General features: G+C 58.9%; 19 protein-coding genes. 12 read left to right on the top strand and 7 right to left on the bottom strand.

What is annotated here, in order from left to right:
• The first annotated feature begins 77 nt into the window (after nucleotides 1-77).
• The 9 genes from cyoE (at nucleotide 78) to rnhA (ending at nucleotide 6,603) form a co-directional block, all read left to right on the top strand.
• Nucleotides 78-1,022, top strand: a complete 945-nt coding sequence (gene cyoE, locus ACP7B1_RS20405) for a heme o synthase (protein WP_223611537.1) — start codon at nucleotides 78-80, stop codon at nucleotides 1,020-1,022.
• 1 nt (nucleotide 1,023) lies between these two features.
• A complete protein-coding gene (locus tag ACP7B1_RS20400; RefSeq protein WP_165401776.1) occupies nucleotides 1,024-1,179 on the top strand; it encodes a hypothetical protein in 156 nt (51 codons plus the stop codon).
• A complete protein-coding gene (locus ACP7B1_RS20395) occupies nucleotides 1,179-1,820 on the top strand; it encodes a cytochrome c oxidase assembly protein (protein ID WP_223611536.1) in 642 nt (213 codons plus the stop codon). Before ACP7B1_RS20400 ends, ACP7B1_RS20395 begins: the two co-directional genes overlap by 1 nt.
• Nucleotides 1,821-1,878: 58 nt before the next feature.
• Nucleotides 1,879-2,757 (top strand): cytochrome c oxidase subunit 3, encoded by an 879-nt coding sequence (locus tag ACP7B1_RS20390; protein ID WP_223611535.1) that lies wholly within the window; start codon nucleotides 1,879-1,881, stop codon nucleotides 2,755-2,757.
• 193 nt (nucleotides 2,758-2,950) lie between these two features.
• Nucleotides 2,951-3,346, top strand: a complete 396-nt coding sequence (locus ACP7B1_RS20385; RefSeq protein ID WP_346306383.1) for a DUF983 domain-containing protein — start codon at nucleotides 2,951-2,953, stop codon at nucleotides 3,344-3,346.
• 7 nt (nucleotides 3,347-3,353) lie between these two features.
• On the top strand, nucleotides 3,354-4,121 hold the full coding sequence (locus ACP7B1_RS20380) for an SURF1 family protein (RefSeq protein WP_346306382.1): 768 nt from the start codon (nucleotides 3,354-3,356) through the stop codon (nucleotides 4,119-4,121).
• Between the two features lie 51 nt (nucleotides 4,122-4,172).
• Nucleotides 4,173-5,180 (top strand): 4-hydroxy-3-methylbut-2-enyl diphosphate reductase, encoded by a 1,008-nt coding sequence (gene ispH / locus ACP7B1_RS20375; protein WP_346306381.1) that lies wholly within the window; start codon nucleotides 4,173-4,175, stop codon nucleotides 5,178-5,180.
• 2 nt (nucleotides 5,181-5,182) lie between these two features.
• Nucleotides 5,183-6,163: a homoserine kinase gene (locus ACP7B1_RS20370; RefSeq protein WP_403170403.1), complete on the top strand. Its 981-nt coding sequence runs from the start codon at nucleotides 5,183-5,185 to the stop codon at nucleotides 6,161-6,163.
• Entirely contained in the window at nucleotides 6,160-6,603 is a 444-nt protein-coding gene (gene rnhA / locus ACP7B1_RS20365; protein ID WP_105737018.1) for a ribonuclease HI, read from the top strand. Before ACP7B1_RS20370 ends, rnhA begins: the two co-directional genes overlap by 4 nt.
• Nucleotides 6,604-6,658: 55 nt before the next feature.
• Here the strand turns inward: rnhA and ACP7B1_RS20360 are convergent, their stop codons facing one another.
• Both ACP7B1_RS20360 and ACP7B1_RS20355 read right to left on the bottom strand, forming a co-directional pair.
• Complete coding sequence (locus tag ACP7B1_RS20360) at nucleotides 6,659-7,144, bottom strand: peroxiredoxin (RefSeq protein WP_346306379.1); 486 nt, start codon at nucleotides 7,142-7,144, stop codon at nucleotides 6,659-6,661.
• Between the two features lie 76 nt (nucleotides 7,145-7,220).
• Complete coding sequence (locus ACP7B1_RS20355) at nucleotides 7,221-8,087, bottom strand: protein-disulfide reductase DsbD domain-containing protein (RefSeq protein ID WP_346306378.1); 867 nt, start codon at nucleotides 8,085-8,087, stop codon at nucleotides 7,221-7,223.
• A 116-nt stretch (nucleotides 8,088-8,203) separates the two neighbouring features.
• Between ACP7B1_RS20355 and ACP7B1_RS20350 the strand changes: the two genes are divergently transcribed.
• Nucleotides 8,204-8,806, top strand: a complete 603-nt coding sequence (locus tag ACP7B1_RS20350; RefSeq protein ID WP_223611527.1) for a YqgE/AlgH family protein — start codon at nucleotides 8,204-8,206, stop codon at nucleotides 8,804-8,806.
• Between the two features lie 2 nt (nucleotides 8,807-8,808).
• On the opposite strand, the gene ACP7B1_RS20345 is transcribed toward ACP7B1_RS20350, so the two are convergent.
• Genes ACP7B1_RS20345 through thrC form a run of 4 tightly spaced genes read right to left on the bottom strand, consistent with a single transcriptional unit; the run spans nucleotide 8,809 to nucleotide 15,032 of the window.
• Nucleotides 8,809-11,688, bottom strand: a complete 2,880-nt coding sequence (locus ACP7B1_RS20345; RefSeq protein WP_223612378.1) for an EAL domain-containing protein — start codon at nucleotides 11,686-11,688, stop codon at nucleotides 8,809-8,811.
• Between the two features lie 35 nt (nucleotides 11,689-11,723).
• Nucleotides 11,724-12,308: a GNAT family N-acetyltransferase gene (locus ACP7B1_RS20340; RefSeq protein WP_426137223.1), complete on the bottom strand. Its 585-nt coding sequence runs from the start codon at nucleotides 12,306-12,308 to the stop codon at nucleotides 11,724-11,726.
• Between the two features lie 20 nt (nucleotides 12,309-12,328).
• Nucleotides 12,329-13,624 carry a M16 family metallopeptidase gene (locus tag ACP7B1_RS20335; RefSeq protein WP_403170416.1) on the bottom strand — a complete coding sequence of 432 codons (1,296 nt, stop codon included), beginning with the start codon at nucleotides 13,622-13,624 and terminating at the stop codon, nucleotides 12,329-12,331.
• A gap of 10 nt (nucleotides 13,625-13,634) precedes the next feature.
• Nucleotides 13,635-15,032 carry a threonine synthase gene (thrC, locus tag ACP7B1_RS20330; RefSeq protein WP_346306719.1) on the bottom strand — a complete coding sequence of 466 codons (1,398 nt, stop codon included), beginning with the start codon at nucleotides 15,030-15,032 and terminating at the stop codon, nucleotides 13,635-13,637.
• A 127-nt stretch (nucleotides 15,033-15,159) separates the two neighbouring features.
• Between thrC and ACP7B1_RS20325 the strand changes: the two genes are divergently transcribed.
• Nucleotides 15,160-15,753 (top strand): hypothetical protein, encoded by a 594-nt coding sequence (locus ACP7B1_RS20325; protein WP_288193813.1) that lies wholly within the window; start codon nucleotides 15,160-15,162, stop codon nucleotides 15,751-15,753.
• A 233-nt stretch (nucleotides 15,754-15,986) separates the two neighbouring features.
• Here ACP7B1_RS20325 and ACP7B1_RS20320 read toward each other — a convergent pair whose 3' ends face one another.
• On the bottom strand, nucleotides 15,987-16,673 hold the full coding sequence (locus ACP7B1_RS20320; RefSeq protein WP_223611522.1) for an HAD family hydrolase: 687 nt from the start codon (nucleotides 16,671-16,673) through the stop codon (nucleotides 15,987-15,989).
• Between the two features lie 213 nt (nucleotides 16,674-16,886).
• Between ACP7B1_RS20320 and ACP7B1_RS20315 the strand changes: the two genes are divergently transcribed.
• The gene (locus ACP7B1_RS20315) at nucleotides 16,887-18,020 is read left to right on the top strand and encodes a site-specific DNA-methyltransferase (RefSeq protein ID WP_346307058.1); all 1,134 of its coding nucleotides are present in this window, start codon (nucleotides 16,887-16,889) and stop codon (nucleotides 18,018-18,020) included.
• Nucleotides 18,021-18,029: the final 9 nt, after the last annotated feature.

Here is an 18,029-nt window from a genome sequence, read left to right as displayed (position 1 = left end):
CAATACAACCGGGCCGCTGAACCCCAGCGGCCCGGGCATCTTCAAGTTGAAACGACTGAAACAACAAGACTGATCGAATGGCCCTGATTGAGAAAAACGCAACCGTAGATACCGCGATTGGCCTGTCTGAAGCCAATGCGTCGGACTATATTGCCTTGCTCAAGCCGCGCGTGATGTCGCTGGTTGTCTTCACCGCCATTGTCGGCATGATGGCCGCGCCCGGTCATATCAATCCCATTCTCGGTGTTATCGCCATTCTCTGCATCGCCGTTGGTGCCGGAGCTTCGGGCGCGCTGAACATGTGGTACGATTCCGATATCGATGCCGTGATGAAGCGCACCGCCAACCGTCCCATTCCGGCCGGCCGGATCACGCGCGAAGAGGTGCTGACCTTCGGTCTGCTGCTGTCCGCGTTCTCGGTGGTCACGCTCGGCCTTTTCGTCAATCTTCTCTCGGCGTTCCTGCTGGCCTTCACCATCTTCTTCTATGCGGTGGTCTATACGATGTGGCTGAAGCGCTCGACGCCGCAGAACATCGTCATCGGCGGAGCTGCGGGTGCATTTCCGCCCATGATCGGCTGGGCTGCCGTGACCAATTCGGTCGGCATCGAAAGCATCGTGCTTTTCCTGATCATCTTCCTGTGGACGCCACCGCATTTCTGGGCGCTGTCGCTGTTCATGTCGGATGATTACGAGAAAGCCAAAATCCCGATGATGCCCAATGTCATGGGCGAAGCGTCGACGAAGTTTCAGATTTTCCTCTATACGCTGCTGGTGGCGCCGGTTGCCGTGCTGCCCTGGGTCATGGGCTTTGCCGGCATTGTCTATGGCGTGTTTTCCATCGGCGCCGGAGCAATGTTCCTTTTCTACGCCTGGACCGTCTGGCGTGCGCCGGTTGGCGCGCCGATGATCAAGCCGGCGAAGAAGATGTTCGCTTTCTCGATCTTCTATCTTTTCAGTCTCTATGCCGTACTTCTCGGCGAAATCCTTGTGCGCAAAGCACTTTTCCTGGCAGGTGCATGACATGAGTGATGATCGCGTTACACTGACACCCAAACAGAAAAGGGCGCAGCGCAGCCGCTCCATCGCGCTTGCCCTGGCCTTGGCCGCGTTTGTGATCCTCGTTTATGTCGGCACATGGGCCAAGCTCGGTGCCAGGATTCTCGAACGGCAGATGTGATGAGCGCTCCTGTGGAAGATAACCAGATACCAGCTGCGGATAGCACGCCTGCGCCAAAGCGCCGGGTCTCCGACCGGACAATCGCGATTTCCTGCCTTGCCTTCTTCTTCGGCATGGTGGGCATGGCTTTTGCGGCCGTGCCGCTCTACGCCATGTTCTGTCAGGTGACCGGTTATGGCGGCACGACCCAGCGGGTCGAGCAGATGTCCGACACGATCCTCGACAAGAAGATCACGGTTCGCTTCGACGCCAATACCTCTGATGGGTTGGCGTGGCAGTTCAAGCCGGTGCAGCGCGAAGTGACGATGAACATTGGCGAGACCAAGCTCATTCACTATGAAGCGATCAACAAGCTGGACAAGCCGTCTGCCGGCCGCGCAGCCTTCAATGTCACGCCGCAGGCCGCCGGTGCCTACTTCAACAAGGTCGAGTGCTTCTGCTTCACCGACACCGTCCTGAAGCCGGGCGAAGACATGCAGATGCCCGTCGTTTTCTTCGTCGATCCGGATATCGTCAATTCGGAAGAACTGAAGGGCGTCAACACGATTACCCTGTCCTACACATTCTTTCCGATCGCGATGCCGGCACCGGTTGCCGCCAGTGCGGACGTGAAGAAAGACAAGCCATCGGGACAGCTTTGAACTTGCGCTGACATTTTGTCAGTGGCTAAACAGATGAATAGAACTTGCGGGGGTTAAAATGGCCGAAGCGCACACAAAGAACCACGACTACCACATTATCGACCCAAGCCCATGGCCGTTCCTAGGCTCTGTCGGTGCTTTTGTCATGGCTATCGGCGGCATCGCTTACATGCGCTACCACAGCGGCGGGGAATTGCCGCTCTTTGGGCATAACCTGGCACAGCCATGGTTGTTCTTCATCGGCCTGGCCATCGTTCTCTACACCATGTTCGGCTGGTGGTCGGATACCATCCGGGAGAGCAAGGAAGGGCACCACACCCGCGTCGTTTCCCTGCACCTGCGCTATGGCATGATCATGTTCATCGCGTCGGAAGTGATGTTCTTCGTTGCCTGGTTCTGGGCCTTCTTCGATGCCAGCCTGTTCCCGGGCGAGGCAGAGCAGGTTGCCCGCGCGGCATTCACCGGCGGTCACTGGCCTCCCAAGGGCATCGAAGTTCTCGATCCGCTGCATCTGCCGCTGTACAACACCATCATTCTGCTGCTGTCCGGTACGACGGTCACCTGGGCGCACCATGCGCTGATCCACAAGGACCGCAAGGGCCTGATCACCGGCCTGACGCTGACTGTCCTGCTCGGCATGCTCTTCTCGTTCGTGCAGGGCTACGAGTACATGCACGCACCGTTCGCGTTCAAGGATTCGATCTACGGCGCGACGTTCTTCATGGCCACTGGTTTCCATGGCTTCCACGTGATCATCGGAACGATCTTCCTGCTGGTCTGCCTGCTGCGCGCCATGCGCGGCGATTTCACCCCGCAGAAGCATTTCGGCTTCGAGGCTGCCGCCTGGTACTGGCACTTCGTTGACGTGGTCTGGCTGTTCCTGTTCTTCTCGATCTACGTCTGGGCCTCATGGGGCGCGACGCTGGCCGTCGAATAAGCAAGCCGCTGCTAACAGAAATAAAGAGGGCGGTCATGGAAACATGGCCGCCCTTGTTGTTTGGGCACAATCTCCATGAGGGGCGGGTGCTTCAACTTATCGACTGGACACAGGGGTGCAATGGCGTCACTAATCGCGCAATGGATGAAATCTGGGCGCTGGTCCAGGATGGAACACCGATCGAGACCAACCCATGAGTGAAGACAGAGCCCTTTATCCGCCAGTTGACCCGTTCACTGCGGGCGTCAAGGCGCGTTGCCCCCGCTGCGGGCAGGGCAAGCTGTTCGATGGTTTTCTGACACCGGCCCGGCAATGCTCCAGCTGCGGGCTCGATTATTCCTTTATCGATTCGGGCGATGGTCCGGCCGTGCTGGTGATGCTGCTGATCGGGTTCATCGTCGTCGGTCTGGCGCTGTGGATGGAAGTCACGCTCGATCCGCCGCTTTGGGTGCATTTCATCCTGTGGATTCCGCTGGCGCTTGTGCTTTGCCTGACCGCTCTGCGCTGGATGAAGGGTGTCCTGATTGCCCTTCAATACAAACACAAGGCTGCGGAAGGGCGTCTTGATATTCCCACGGCCCATGAGTGATATTGCAATGCCAGTAAGGCCCACCCGGTTTCCATGGATCACGCTGAGCCTCAGCGCTATCCTCTTTGTCATTCTGATCGGGCTCGGTACCTGGCAGGTGGAACGCCTGCAATGGAAGGAAGCGCTGCTCGCAACCATCGCCGCACGCACCCATTCCGCACCGCAGCCGCTGGCGGAGATCGAAAAGATCTGGGCGCAGGACCATGATGTCGAATACCGTCCCGTGACAGTCACCGGGCGTCTGCTCAATGACCGCGAGCGGCATTTCTTCGCCACCTATGAGGGCTATTCCGGTTACTTCATCTATACCCCGCTGCAACTCGACGATGGCCGGGCGGTTTTTGTCAACCGCGGCTTCGTGCCCTACGACCAGAAGAACGCGTCGACACGCCAACAGGGCGAAGTGGCGGGACCGGTGACCGTCACCGGGCTTGCGCGCAATCCGTTGGCTGGAAAACCGTCCTCCATTCTTCCCGATAATGATCTCGTCAAGAACATCTATTTCTGGAAAGACCTGCCTGTTATGGCCGCGCAATCCAGCATCAATCCCGAACAGCTGGTACCGTTCTTCATCGATGCCGACAAAACGCCCAATCCCGGCGGCTTTCCCATCGGCGGTGTCACCATCATCGATCTTCCCAACAGCCATCTGCAATATGCGGTCACGTGGTATGGTCTGGCGGCGACGCTGCTCACCATCGTGATCATCTCCATGGTGCGGCGCAGGCAGGGCGACAAAGCAGAAACTCAACCTTCGGACTTGACTTCCCGTTGATTGCCGCCCAATTCCATGGGCACATCCAACGCTTCGACTTCCGCGAGACCTATGACCATGGCTGACAAGAAACCACTGACAATCCGCCTGTGCGGACCGCGCGGATTTTGCGCCGGGGTGGATCGCGCCATCCAGATCGTCGTCCTGGCGCTGAAGAAATACGGTGCGCCGGTTTATGTCCGGCATGAAATCGTGCACAATCGCTATGTGGTGCAGGGTCTGCAGGCGCGCGGTGCCGTTTTCGTCGAAGAACTCGACGAAATCCCGGCAGAACATCGCAGCCAGCCCGTGGTTTTCTCTGCGCACGGCGTGCCGAAGTCGGTGCCGGAAGACGCGGAACACAAGAACCTCTTCTATCTCGATGCCACCTGTCCGCTGGTCTCCAAGGTGCACAAGCAGGCCATGCGCCATCAGCGGCTTGGGCGGCACGTCATTCTGGTCGGCCATTCCGGTCATCCTGAAGTCATCGGAACGATGGGGCAATTGCCGGAGGGTGCGGTAACCTTGATCGAAACCATCGAAGACGCTGAGAACTATCAGCCGGCGGACCCGAAGAACCTCGGTTTCGTCACGCAGACGACGCTGTCGGTCGATGACACCGCCGGGATCATCGCAGCCTTGCAGAGCCGTTTCCCGGATTTGACTGCGCCGGCGGCCGAATCCATCTGCTATGCCACGACAAACCGTCAGGACGCTGTGAAAGCAGCGGCGCCTGGTTGCGATCTGTTCCTCGTCGTCGGTGCGCCGAATTCGTCCAATTCGAAGCGGCTGGTCGAGGTTGCAGAGCGCTCCGGTGCTTCGCAATCGCTGCTGGTGCAGCGGGCCGCGGATATCGACTGGGACCTGATCGGCGATATTGCCACCGTCGGCCTCTCCGCCGGTGCGTCCGCACCTGAAATCATTGTCGATGAAATCATCCAGTCCTTTTCGGAGCGCTATTCCGTGTCGATTGAACTTGCCGAGACGACCATCGAAACCGAGAATTTCCATGTCATGCGCGATCTGCGCGATGTGGAACTGACCAGCGGCGACATGGCATTCGTCAACGGAAGTCACTGATTATGGCTGTCTATACCGATATCAACGAAATCGATCTCGCGCACTTCCTTCGGGATTATGACATCGGCAACCTGCTCTCCTACAAGGGCATCGCCGAAGGCGTCGAGAATTCCAACTATCTGCTGCATACAAGCAAGGGCTCCTACATCCTGACGCTCTATGAAAAGCGGGTAAACAGCAATGATCTGCCGTTCTTTCTGGGGCTGATGCAGCACCTTGCGGGGAAGGGGATCAGCTGTCCCTTGCCCGTCGGGCAGAAGAACGGTTCCAGCATCGGTGAACTTGCGGGCCGCCCGGCCGCCATCGTGACCTTCCTGGAAGGCATGTGGATGCGCAGGCCCACGGTGCAGCACTGCCACGCGCTGGGAGAGGCGCTGGCGCGCATGCACGTGGCGGGAGCAGATTTCCCCATGCGCCGCAAGAACGCGCTCTCCGTCGCCGGCTGGCGGCCATTGTGGAACAATTCAAAGGCCAATGCCGATCGGGTCGAGCCGGGCCTCGCCAGCGAGACCGAAGCCGATCTGGCTTTCTTCGAAGCCCATTGGCCGCAACACCTGCCGGCCGGTGTCATCCATGCCGATCTATTTCCGGACAATGTGTTCTTTCTTGGCGACAAGCTTTCCGGCCTGATCGATTTCTATTTCGCCTGCACGGATCTGCTCGCCTATGATGTTGCGGTCTGCCTGAATGCCTGGTGCTTTGAAAAGGACCATTCCTTCAATCTGACCAAGGGCACGGCACTGCTGCGCGGTTATAATTCCGTTCGCCCCCTGTCGGCGGAGGAGGCGGAGAGCCTGCCCATCCTCGCGCGCGGCTCGGCGCTGCGTTTCATGCTCACCCGGCTCTACGACTGGCTGACCGTTCCCGAGGGCAGTTTCGTCGTCAAGAAGGACCCGATGGAATATGTCCGCCGCATGCGCTTCCATCGCCAGATCAAATCCGCTGAGGAATATGGCCTGTTGCCAGCGGGTGCCGCCTCGTGAAGTCGATACAGGTTTTTACCGATGGCGCCTGCTCGGGCAATCCCGGACCCGGCGGCTGGGGTGCGGTCCTGCGCTGGAACGGCAATGAGAAAGAGCTTTCCGGCGGTGAAGCGGATACCACGAACAACCGTATGGAGCTGATGGCGGCCATTGCCGCGCTCAACGCGCTGAAGGAGCCTTGTTCGGTCGATCTCTATACGGATTCGGTCTATGTCCGTGATGGCATTTCCGGCTGGATCGAGGGCTGGAAGCGCAACGGCTGGAAAACCGCCGCCAAGAAGCCTGTGAAGAATGCCGAGCTTTGGCAGGCGCTGGATGAGGCACGCAAACGCCACAAGGTTGTCTGGCACTGGGTCAAGGGCCATGCGGGACATCCGGAGAATGAGCGTGCCGATGAGCTCGCCCGAACCGGCATGGCGCCGTTCAAAAACAAATCCTGAGCAAACAAAAGGGCCGGTCTGACCGGCCCCTTGCATGAGTTCGCTCTGTCGCTGTTTACAGCTGGCCGAGCAGGGTCGCTGCGCTTGAGGTCACAGCCTGACCGGGCGAGTCCTCGATGTTGAGTTCCTTGACCACGCCATCCTCAACCAGCATGGAATAGCGCTTGGAGCGCACGCCCATCGTGCCGGCAGCAAGGTCGATATCCAGGCCGACAGCCTTGGTGAAGGTCGCATTGCCATCGGACAGGTACTGGATCTTGCCTTCGCCATTGGTGGCCTTGGCCCACGCGCCCATCACATGCGGATCGTTGACGGCGACAACGGCGATGGTGTCGACACCCTTGGCCAGAATGGCATCGCGGTTTTCAAGATAGCCCGGCAGATGGTTCATGCTGCAGGTCGGGGTGAAGGCACCCGGTACAGCGAAAAGCACCACCTTCTTGCCCTTGAACAGGCTGTCTGAGCTGACTTCGCTGACACCGTCATCGGATTTTGTCTTGAACGTGGCGTCCGGCAAACGCTCGCCTACCTTGATTGTCATGAATTGGCTCCATATGAACAAAATTAGCCCTATGCAGATAGGGCGTGCATGATCAAAAGTCGAGGGTAGACTGGTGCTATTCCTGTGCCTCAAGCTTGCCTGAAACCGCCTTCTCGCCCTGGACCAGGGTGTAGTTCAGTGTCACGGCCTTCTTGTCCTTGCCGGTGAGAACCGGCACCGAGAACACGGCGGTTGTCGTCTCGCGGCTTTTCAGTTTCGCCATGCCAAACGTCACGCCGCCTTCGCCGGCAACGAAGAGGTCGGTCTGCGGCTGATCCGTCGGCAGCTGAACGGTAACCTTGACATGATCACCGCGGCGCACCGCACTTTTCACGCCGAACGAAGCCGATGCCTTGTCGGGCAGGGCGGCAAATGCATCGCTGACAAGCGTTTTCGTCAGCGCGTCCGACGGGCTGTTGTCGATGGAAATATCGAATTCGGCGGTGACGGGAATGCAGATCGCCTCGCAGATGCCGAGAAACGCATGGCCCTTGAACTGGGCTGGCTTGGAGGGGTCGGCGAGTGTCAGGATAACCGGCAGTGCCACGGATTTCTTGTATCCCGACCACTTCGAAGTGCCGTCCTCAAACCGGTGTGGCGCAGGGAACCCGAGCGAATAGCTTTTGATGTTGCCCTCCTGGGAGAGCGCGAGTTCCGGCGGCACACCGGCATCGCCGGGTTCACGCCAATAGGTTTTCCAGCCCGGATCGAGATTGATCTGTACCGCGCCGTGTACTTCGCTTACGCCCTTCTGGGGATTGTCGACAATCAGCCGGACGCTGCCGCCGGGTGTCTTTGTCCACTCGGAGGTTCCAGCCTGTGACGGCGAGGCAAAAGCCGCAACAGTCAACGCTGCAGCGAGAAAAATGGGCGTGTTCGTGTTCATGCGCGGACCATTGCAGGCCTTTTCGGCCTTATCAAGGATGTCACGGAATTTGCTCATCATTTCTATGTGAGGCGCGCGTTATATCCTGCGCGAACGCGCCCGGATTGCGGCTCTTTTTACAATTCCTCGTTCAAAACCGTTGTCATTTGCGCAATCCTTGATACCTTTGTTCGATGGATATTTTCAGAACGGCGAACAAAGAGACCGGATTTCTGAATGGTCAATTCCTTCTGGCGATGCCGGGAATGGACGACAGCCGCTTCGCGCGTTCGGTTATCTACGTCTGTGCGCACTCGGAAAAGGGTGCCATGGGGCTGATCATCAATCGCCCCCAGGAGATGGAATTCTCCGACATTCTCGTGCAGCTCGGCGTTCTCGACGAACATCAGGCCATCATGCTGCCTGACTGCACCCGCGATTTCATCGTGCGCAATGGCGGACCGGTGGAGATGCGCCGCGGCTTTGTCCTGCATTCCGACGATTATCTGACGGATTCCACCATGCCGGTTTCGGAAGAGATTTGCCTGACAGGCACGGTGGATATTCTGCGCGCCATATCCGGCGGCCGCGGCCCGCGCTGTGCCCTGATGACCCTGGGTTATTCCGGCTGGGCGGCGGGGCAGCTTGAAAACGAGATCGCCAACAATGGCTGGCTTACCTGCCGCGCGCCGCAGGAACTGCTCTTCGACACCGACCTGGAGAGCAAGTATGACCGTTTGCTGGCGCATATGGGCGTTGACCCGTCACGCCTCGCCACCGTCGCCGGCCACGCCTGATCCTACGATGCCTTTGACTGCTGGAACTGCTCGCGCAGCAGCTTTGTCGCGACATCGAGCGTCAGCGGCGGGCTGAACATGAAGCTCTGGGCATATTCGCAGCCCATCTGGCGCAACTGCAGCGCGTCGCTCTCATTCTCGATGCCTTCCGTCACAACCGACAGTCCGAGGTCATGCGCCATGCTGATCATCGAGCGCAGCAGCGTGACTTTCTGCGGCTGCTCGGCCTTGAGGAATGACCGGTCGATCTTGATCATGTCGAAGGGGAACGAGGTGAGGTAGGAGAGGGACGAATAGCCCGTTCCGAAATCATCCAGCGATACACCGACGCCCATGGCCTTGATGCTGGAGAGAACGTGCGCGGACCGCTCGGGATTCTCCATCATCAGGGATTCCGTCAGTTCCAGTTTCAGGCTGGCCGGATCGATCTGTGTCTGGGTCAGCACCGAGCGCACATCGTCGATGAGATCCTGACGGATCAGCTGGCTGCTCGATATGTTCACCGAGACAAACAGCGGCGTGGCGCCGATGGTGCGCTGCCAATTGACGAGGTCTTCCGCCGCATGCTGCATGACGAACAGGCCAAGCTGCACGATCAGCCCCGAGCTTTCGGCAATCGGGATGAATTCGGATGGCGGTATCGAGCCGCGGCGCGGGTGATCCCAGCGCATCAGGGCTTCAAAACCGGCAATGGTGTTGTCCTCCAACCGCACGATCGGCTGATAGGCAATGTGGATTTCGTGGCGTTCGAGCGCGCGGCGCAGGTCGGATTCGAGCTGCAGCTTGTCGCTGCCCACCGCACGGAACGCCGGACGGAAGGGTTCGATCCGGTCGCCGCCAAAGCGTTTCGCCTGGAACATGGCAAGCTCGGCGTCCTTCACGAGGTCTTCCGGAGAGGCCGTGCTGCCGCTGGTCCAGGTGATCAGGCCAAGTGATGCGGTCAGGACGATTTCGCGCTTGGCGAAGGCAATGGGCGCGCGGATGGCCTGTTTGACGGCTTCGGCAAAGGCGGCGATGCGCGCCGGCTCGACTTCCGATACCAGGATAAGGCCGAACTGATCGGCGGAAAGACGGCTCAATGTGTCCTGCGGCCGCAAAAGGCGGTGCAGGCGCCGCGAGACGGTCAGAAGGAACGTATCGCCTGCCGACATGCCGAGCCCGTCATTGACCTGCTTGAAGCGGTCGATGTCGATGATGAACACGGTCGGGCGGATCTTGCTTTCGGTCTGCGCCATGGTGATGACGGAGCCGAGGCGGTCGAGGAACAGTTCGCGGTTGGGCAGGCCGGTCAGATTATCATGGACCGCGTCGTGCAGCAGGCGCTCTTCGGCCTTTTTCTGCTCTGTGACATCGATGAGGGTGCCGACGCAGCGGACAATCTCACCGTCGGAACCGATCACCGGGCGGGCTTTCAGCGTGTACCAGTAGTAGTGGCCGTCATTGGCGCGCAGGCGGAAGGTCTGTGAGATGCGGCCGCGGCGGTTTTCCAGAATGACGTCGAGCGTGGTGCGGAAACGGTCGCGGTCATCGGCATGCAGCGTTGGCAGCCAGTTGCGCACGGCGCCGTGCAGCGAACTCGCCGAAGCACCGAGGAAATTGGTAAGGTCCGGCGTCGTGACGACGCGGTCGCGCGGCACGTCCCAGTCCCAGACGATGTCGCCGGAACCGATGATGGCCAGCGCCTGCCGTTCCACGTCGGAAAACAGCCCCTGCTGCAGGGCGCCGCCGGAAAAGGCGTGCTGCATCACCGTGAATCCGATGAGGAGGACGATCAGCACCAGCCCGCCGCCGAGCGCCGGCTGGACGATGTCATTGGCAAGAATGCCGGAGACGGTCAGCCAGCTTCCCAGCAGCCAGACAAGCAGGAGCAGCCAGGTCGGTATGAGCATGATTGCCCGGTCGTAACTTCGGAATGAAAAGAAGCCGATGAGGACGATGCCGGCGATCACCGTCAGGGCAAAGGAAAAGCGCGCAATGCCGGACGCGATGGGCGGATCGAAAATGGCCACGCCAGAGAGAATGCCGAGACCCAGAATCCAGGTCAGCGCACCGTAGCTGAAATTGTCATGCCATCGGTTAAGATTGAGGTAGGTGAAGAGAAAGATCACCAGTGTCGCTGCAAGCGCCACTTCGGTGCCCGCCCGCCAGACCTGTTCATTGCCGGGCGTAATCTCGATCAGCTTGTTCCAGAAGCCGAAATCCACGCAGATATAGGCAAGAACCGCCCAGGCCATGGCTGCGGTCGCCGGAAAGAGCGATGTTCCCTTGACGACAAAAAGAATGGTCAGGAACAGCGCGAGAAGACCGGCAATACCGAGCAGGATGCCTCGGTAAAGCGTGTAGGAATTGACCGTGTCCTTGTAGGCATTCGGCTCCCACACATAGACCTGCGGCAGGTTGGGCGAGGCGAGTTCCGCGACGAAGGTGATGACCGAACCCGGATTGAGAGTGACCAGGAAAATGTCGGCGTCTTCGCTGGCCTGCCTGTCGAGGGCAAAGCCCTCACTGGGGGTGATGGAGGTGATGCGCGTCGAGCCGAGATCCGGCCAGATGAAACCCGATCCGACCAGGCGGAAATGCGGCGCGACGATCAGGCGGTCGATCTGTTCATCGGTGGGATTGGCCAGCGAGAAGGCCGCCCAGTCGCCGGTGGAACGGCTGTCATTGGCCTGCACCTCGATGCGGCGGACAATGCCGTCGGTGCCAGGCGCCGTGGAAATTTGGAAGGTCTCGCCCTGGTTCCGGTAAATCTCCACGGCCTTGGACAGATCGAGTGCGGTGCTTTCCTTGGTGATCTTGATGGTTTCAAAGGCGCTGGCAGCCGACAGCATGGACATCATCAAAAAGAGGAGGACAAAAATCCTCGATAGGCCTTTCAGCATGTGTCCGGTCAATGATGCCACGAATTCAACCTTTGTTATTTGGCGCGCACATCGTCTTCTATGAGCGAGAAGAGCAGATGGTCTTGCCACGTACCATTTATTTTCAGGTAGGAGCGTAGCAGTCCTTCCCTCTGAAATCCGGCTTTTTCGAGAAGGCGGATCGATCTTTCATTGCTTGGAATACAGGCGGCTTCCAGCCGGTGCAACCGGACTTTGGTAAAAGCATGGGATATCAGCAGGCGCAGCGCTTCGCTCATATAGCCCTGTCCGGCATAGGGCGCGCCCATCCAGTAACCAATCATGCCGTTTTGGCCGACACCCCGCCGGATATTGCCAAGCGTGATGCCGCCGAGAAGGCGGGAATCTGAATTGTGGAAAAGAAAGAAGGGATGCGCCGTTCCCGCCGCAGCCTCGTCGTCATAGTGCCGAATCCGGTGGCGGAATGCGCTGCGTTCCAGATCGTCATCCGCCCACAGCGGTTCCCACGGCGCAAGGAAATCCCGGCTCGTTGCACGCAAATTTGCCCAGGCCCGATAATCGGAAACCTGTGGAGGGCGCAGATAAAGCCGTTCGCCCTGCAGCAAGGGCGAAGCGCTTTTCAGGAAGGGCAGGGCGATCATGGCGGTGTGCCGTTGACGCTCTAGACCGCTATTTTTCGTGGGCTCGGCGTTGCCGTTGCCAGCCCATGTCGAATATCAGGGAACTTCATCAAGGGGGCGATCGGACCAACGGCAGCCAAAGTCGGCGATGCGTCGATGAACAGCCGCCCGGCAAGATCGGTCAGGCGTTCCGTGGTGATCTTGGACAGACGCTCCACCAGTTCCTCGGTTGAAACCGCATGGCCGTAGAGCAGCATCTGCCGGGCAATCTGTCCGGCCCGGCTTGCCGCGCTCTCATGCGACATCAGCAGGCTGGCGCGGTACTGCGCCCGTGCGCGGTTCAATTCGTCCTGCCCGATATTGCGGGCCGCTTCGTGCAGTTCGTTGATGATGACGGGGACGAGCTTTTTTAGGTGACTGCGTCCGGTCGCGGCATGGATGCCGAAAACGCCGGTGTCGGAGAAACCCCAATGGAAGGCATAGACCGAATAGCACAGGCCGCGCTTTTCCCGCACTTCCTGAAACAGCCGCGAGGACATGCCGCCGCCAAGAATCATGGCAAGGAGCTGCGAGGCATAGAAATCGCGCACGTGATAGGCGCGGCCCTCGAAGCCGAGAACGACCTGCGCATCCATCAGGTCGCGCTGCTCGCGGAAGTCTCCGCCGACATAATGGGCGACATCGGGTTCCGGCGCCGTCGTCTTTGCCCGGAAAGAGCCAAGGCGGCTTTCCACTTCCCGGACGAAGTCGTCGTGCTTGACGCCGCCGGCAGCGACAACAACCATGCGCTCCGCGCTGTACTGGTCATCCATATAGCGGCGCAGATCGGCTGACGAAAAGGACTGGACGGTTTCCGGCGTGCCGAGAATGGTGCGTCCGATCGTCTGATTGCTGAAGGCGGTTTCGGTGAAGCGGTCGAAGACCACATCGTCAGGCGTGTCATGCGCCGCGCCGATCTCCTGCATGATCACGTTTTTCTCGCGTTCCAGCTCTTCCGCGTCAAATTTGGAGCTGTTGAGAATATCGGCGAGAATATCGATGGCCAGCGGCATGTCATCGCGCAGGACGCGGGCATAGAAGGATGTTGTTTCAACACTGGTGGCGGCGTTGATCTCGCCGCCCACATCCTCGATATCGGCTGCTATTTTCCAGGCGGAGCGATTTTCCGTTCCCTTGAAGGCCATATGTTCCAGAAGATGGGCAATACCGTGCTGATTGCTCGCCTCGTTACGTGATCCTGCCTTGACCCAGATGCCAAGGGCTACACTCTCCACATGCGGCATTGTCTCTGTCGCAATCGTCAGACCGTTGGAGAGGCGACTGATTTCAACGCCCATTCAGTGCTCCTTACTTTGCCGCTCTTGAACGTCGGCTGACATACTCTTCCACATTTCTAAGGTCATTGGGAAGTACCGTATACTGTTCTTTTCGCTGCATGAGGTCGCCGAGCCAGAGCGGAAGCGCCGGATGAACGCCACTTGCGGCTTCCACCGCATCGGGAAATTTGGCCGGATGCGCCGTCGCGAGAACAATGCTGGGCACGCCGGCGCCGACTTTTTCGCGTGCGACCTTCAGGCCGATGGCCGAATGCGGATCGAGCAGGTAGCCCGATTGTGCCAGAACATCCTTGATCACTAGGGCGGTATCCGCCGTGGTTGAGCGTCCCGCATCGAATTCGCTGCGGATTTTCGCAAGCGGCGCGTCGGCGATGGTAAAGCTGCCGGACTGCTTCAGGCCGTCCATCAGGCGACGAACAGCTGCGGCATCGCGGCCATGCGCCTCGAACAGCAGGCGTTCGAAATTCGACGAGACCTGAATGTCCATGGACGGCGAGGTGGTGTGGAAGACGCCGCGTGTTTCATATTTTCCCGTCTCGATTGTCCGGGTCAAAATATCGTTATCGTTGGTTGCGATCACCAGCCGGTCGATGGGAAGACCCATGCGCTTGGCGACGTAGCCGGCAAAAATATCGCCGAAATTGCCGGTCGGGACCGTGAAGGAAACCGGCCGGTCCGGACTGCCGAGGGCAACCGCCGCCGTGAAGTAATAAACGATCTGCGGCATGATGCGCGCCCAGTTGATCGAGTTGACACCCGACAACGACAGGGAGTCGCGGAAGTTCAGGTCGTTGAACATGCCTTTGACCAGCGACTGGCAGTCGTCGAAATTGCCTTCGATGGCCAGGGCATGCACGTTGGACGCCGCCGATGTCGTCATCTGCCGTTGCTGCACCGGCGAGACGCGGTTGTGCGGGAACAGGATGAAGATGTCCGTGCGGTCACGATTGGCGAAGGCTTCGATGGCCGCGCCGCCCGTATCGCCTGATGTGGCGCCGACAATGGTCGCGCGCTGGTCGCGTTTGGCAAGGATGTAGTCCATCAGCCGGGCGAGCAGCTGCATGGCGACATCCTTGAATGCAAGGGTGGGGCCATGGAAAAGTTCAAGGACGAATTCATTGTGGCCGGTCTGGATCAGTGGGCAGACCGCCCTGTGGCGGAAGGTTGCATAGGCTTCATGCACCATGCGCTCGAAATCCGCCTGATCGATATCGCCGGCGATGAACGGGGTGAGGACGCGGATTGCCACCTCTTCGTAGCTCTTGCCGCGCAAGGCGCGAATCTCTTCAGGGGAAAACTGTGGAAACTCCTGAGGCAGATAAAGGCCGCCATCGCGCGCCAGACCAGCCAGAAGGGCATCGGAAAAGCCCAAAACCGGCGCTTCTCCGCGAGTGCTTGCATATTTCATATCATTCGCCTTTTGTACCGCGCTTGCGAGCCAGCCAACTCCTGTGGCAGAAAGCTGGAAAGCACCGTCGCATTCTTACCTCACCGTTGGTATAGAACAGGTCCGTTCGTCAAGGAAAGTTCAGTTCATGAAGTCAGAAACACATAAATCTCTGCCCTTCTATCAACTTTGCGGCATGATTTTCGCTGTGGGTCTTGCGGGATGCTCCACCAGCGGTGCCAAGGATGCATCGAAGGATCCGGCCGTACAGGAAGCACAGGCGCGTATCACCGCAACGGAACTGACCGCCTATTGCCCGCCGGTGACGATCCGCGAGGGAACAGCCATCTTCAACAATTACGGCAAGGCGCCAAAGGCACCGGAAAACCTGATCTATCAGGCATCGATCGCCGACGAGACGCGCTCCTGCCAGCGCAACGGCGGTACGCTCGGGATGAATGTCGCCATTTCCGGCAAGGTCGTTCCCGGCCCGAAATTCAGCCCCGGCACGCTGACCATGCCGATCCGCGTTGCTGTGATGCAGGGATCGAATGTGCTGTATTCCAAGCTCTACCGGCAGCCGATTTCGGCGACCGATACCTCGGCCGCATCGCAGTTCATTTTCAACGACCCCAATGTCAGCTTCCCGACGCCGACAGCGAAGGACATTCAGGTCTTCATCGGATTCGACGAAGGCCCGGATGATTCCCAGGCAAAGACCAAGACGAAAAAGAAGAAGTAAGATAAGGCTGGCGCCGCCGGCTTTATGAAAAAGGCACCGCTTTGGCGGTGCCTTTTGTTTTGTTTGAATGGCAGAAATCGTGGTGCGTGGTTCGACAAGCTCACCATGAGGGAGAGTGAAGATTGCAGGGAGTTATATTCTGCAACCTTTGCGATTAGCATTGCAGCCAAACCACTTCCCTCATGGTGAGCTTGTCGAACCACGCACCAAAGTTTTTGCCGGATCAGCTGATCCTAGACGGCCTCTGACCAGACCGCCATTGCCTCGATAACGGCGGGGAGGTCGCGGTGGCGGCTGATGACGGTTTCAGCGCCGGCATCGGTCAGCTTGTCCGCATGGCCCGGATAGGTGTGGGCGCCGCCGGTAAAACCGATAACCCGCATACCTGCGGTCACCGCCGCATGCACGCCATGCGCGGAGTCTTCGATCACGATGCAGCGGGCAGGATCGACGTTGAAATGCTTGGCGGCGTAGATATAGACATCCGGCGCCGGCTTTGATTTCCGGGTTCCCACTTCGCGCGCCGAGAAAATATTGGGAGCGAAGAGCTCGTAGAGCGAGCTTTGCTCCAGCATCATCTTCAGCGACGCACTGGTCGAGTTCGAGGCAATGCATTTGGGGTATTTGAGCGCGGCGACGACCGGTTCGATACCCTCGATGACGTTCAGTTCATGGCGCAGCTTGTGGTCCATCTGACGGGCGGATTCCTCGATCAGCGACGCGGAAATCGGGACACCCGATTCTTTCTCCACCTGAATGAGGATGTCGGTCCAGGTCAGTCCGGCAAAGCGCTCGGCGATGGCCTCGGCTTCAATCGGATAGCCCGACTCCGTCAACAGTTTCGATTCGACTTCGGCGGCCAATATCTCTGAATCGACGAGCACGCCATCGCAGTCGAAAATAATCAGCTGGGGTTCCATTACGTCATACCTGTTCGTGAAAAATAGCTGCATCGCGCAGCTTTGGGTCAAGTCTGGGGGATTACCGGCATCGACTACACTCTTATTGGCGATGCGTCAAAGAAAAGCGCATTGTTTTCATTCACGGATATCCGTCGGCTTTAACGCGATGTTTACCCTGCTCGGTAACCATAAGGTCAGTTCAGTAACGCGTCTCCAGTAATCGAGTATCCCATGTCCGTTGTTCGTCTCGTCAATGACCTGCCCCAGGCTGCGCCGCAATCCGCCTGGCTCGACACGATCCTGAAAGGCGACTGTGTTGCCGCCCTCAATCGTCTGCCCGACCATTCGATCGACGTCATCTTTGCCGATCCTCCCTACAATCTGCAGCTTGATGGCGATCTGCATCGCCCGGACCAGTCAAAGGTCGATGCCGTGGACGATCATTGGGACCAGTTCGACAGTTTCCAGGCCTATGATGCCTTCACCCGCGCCTGGCTGCTTGCCTGCCGCCGCGTTCTGAAGCCGAACGGCACCATCTGGGTCATCGGCTCCTATCACAATATCTTCCGCGTTGGCGCCACCATGCAGGATCTCGGATTCTGGATGCTCAACGACATCATCTGGCGCAAGAACAACCCCATGCCGAACTTCCGTGGCCGCCGCTTCCAGAACGCGCATGAAACCATGATCTGGGCGTCGCGCGACCAGAAGGGTAAGGGCTACACCTTCAACTATGAAGCGATGAAGGCTGCCAATGACGATCTGCAGATGCGGTCCGACTGGCTGTTTCCCATCTGCACCGGTGCGGAGCGTCTGAAAGATGAGAATGGCGACAAGATCCACCCGACCCAGAAGCCGGAAGCCCTCCTGGCCCGTATTCTCATGGCTTCGTCCAAACCCGGCGACGTCATTCTCGATCCATTCTTCGGGTCAGGAACAACAGGCGCGGTCGCCAAACGTCTGGGCCGCCATTTTGTCGGCGTTGAACGGGAACAGAAATACATCGACGCGGCGATGAGCCGGATTGCCTCGGTCGAGGAACTGGGCGGTGCCGAACTCAAGGTGATGACCGGCAAGCGGGCCGAGCCGCGTGTTGCCTTCGGCAGCATTGTCGAAGCAGGGCTCTTGAAGCCAGGCGTCGTCTTGAGTGATGTTCGCCAGCGTCATGCGGCCATCGTGCGCGCTGACGGAACCGTTGCCAGCAATGGCGATGCGGGTTCGATCCACCGCATGGGCGCCAAGGTGCAGGGTTTTGATGCCTGCAACGGCTGGACGTTCTGGCACTATGAGGAAGACGGCAAGCTCAAGCCGATCGACGAGCTGCGCAAGCAGGTCCGCGACGGAATGGCTTCCGCCGGCGTATAAATCCCAATC

Origin of the sequence: Phyllobacterium sp. SL163, from assembly GCF_049896885.1 — a bacterium.
Classification (GTDB): Bacteria; Pseudomonadota; Alphaproteobacteria; order Rhizobiales; family Rhizobiaceae; genus Phyllobacterium; species Phyllobacterium calauticae.
This window is presented reverse-complemented; position numbering and strand designations above follow the sequence as displayed.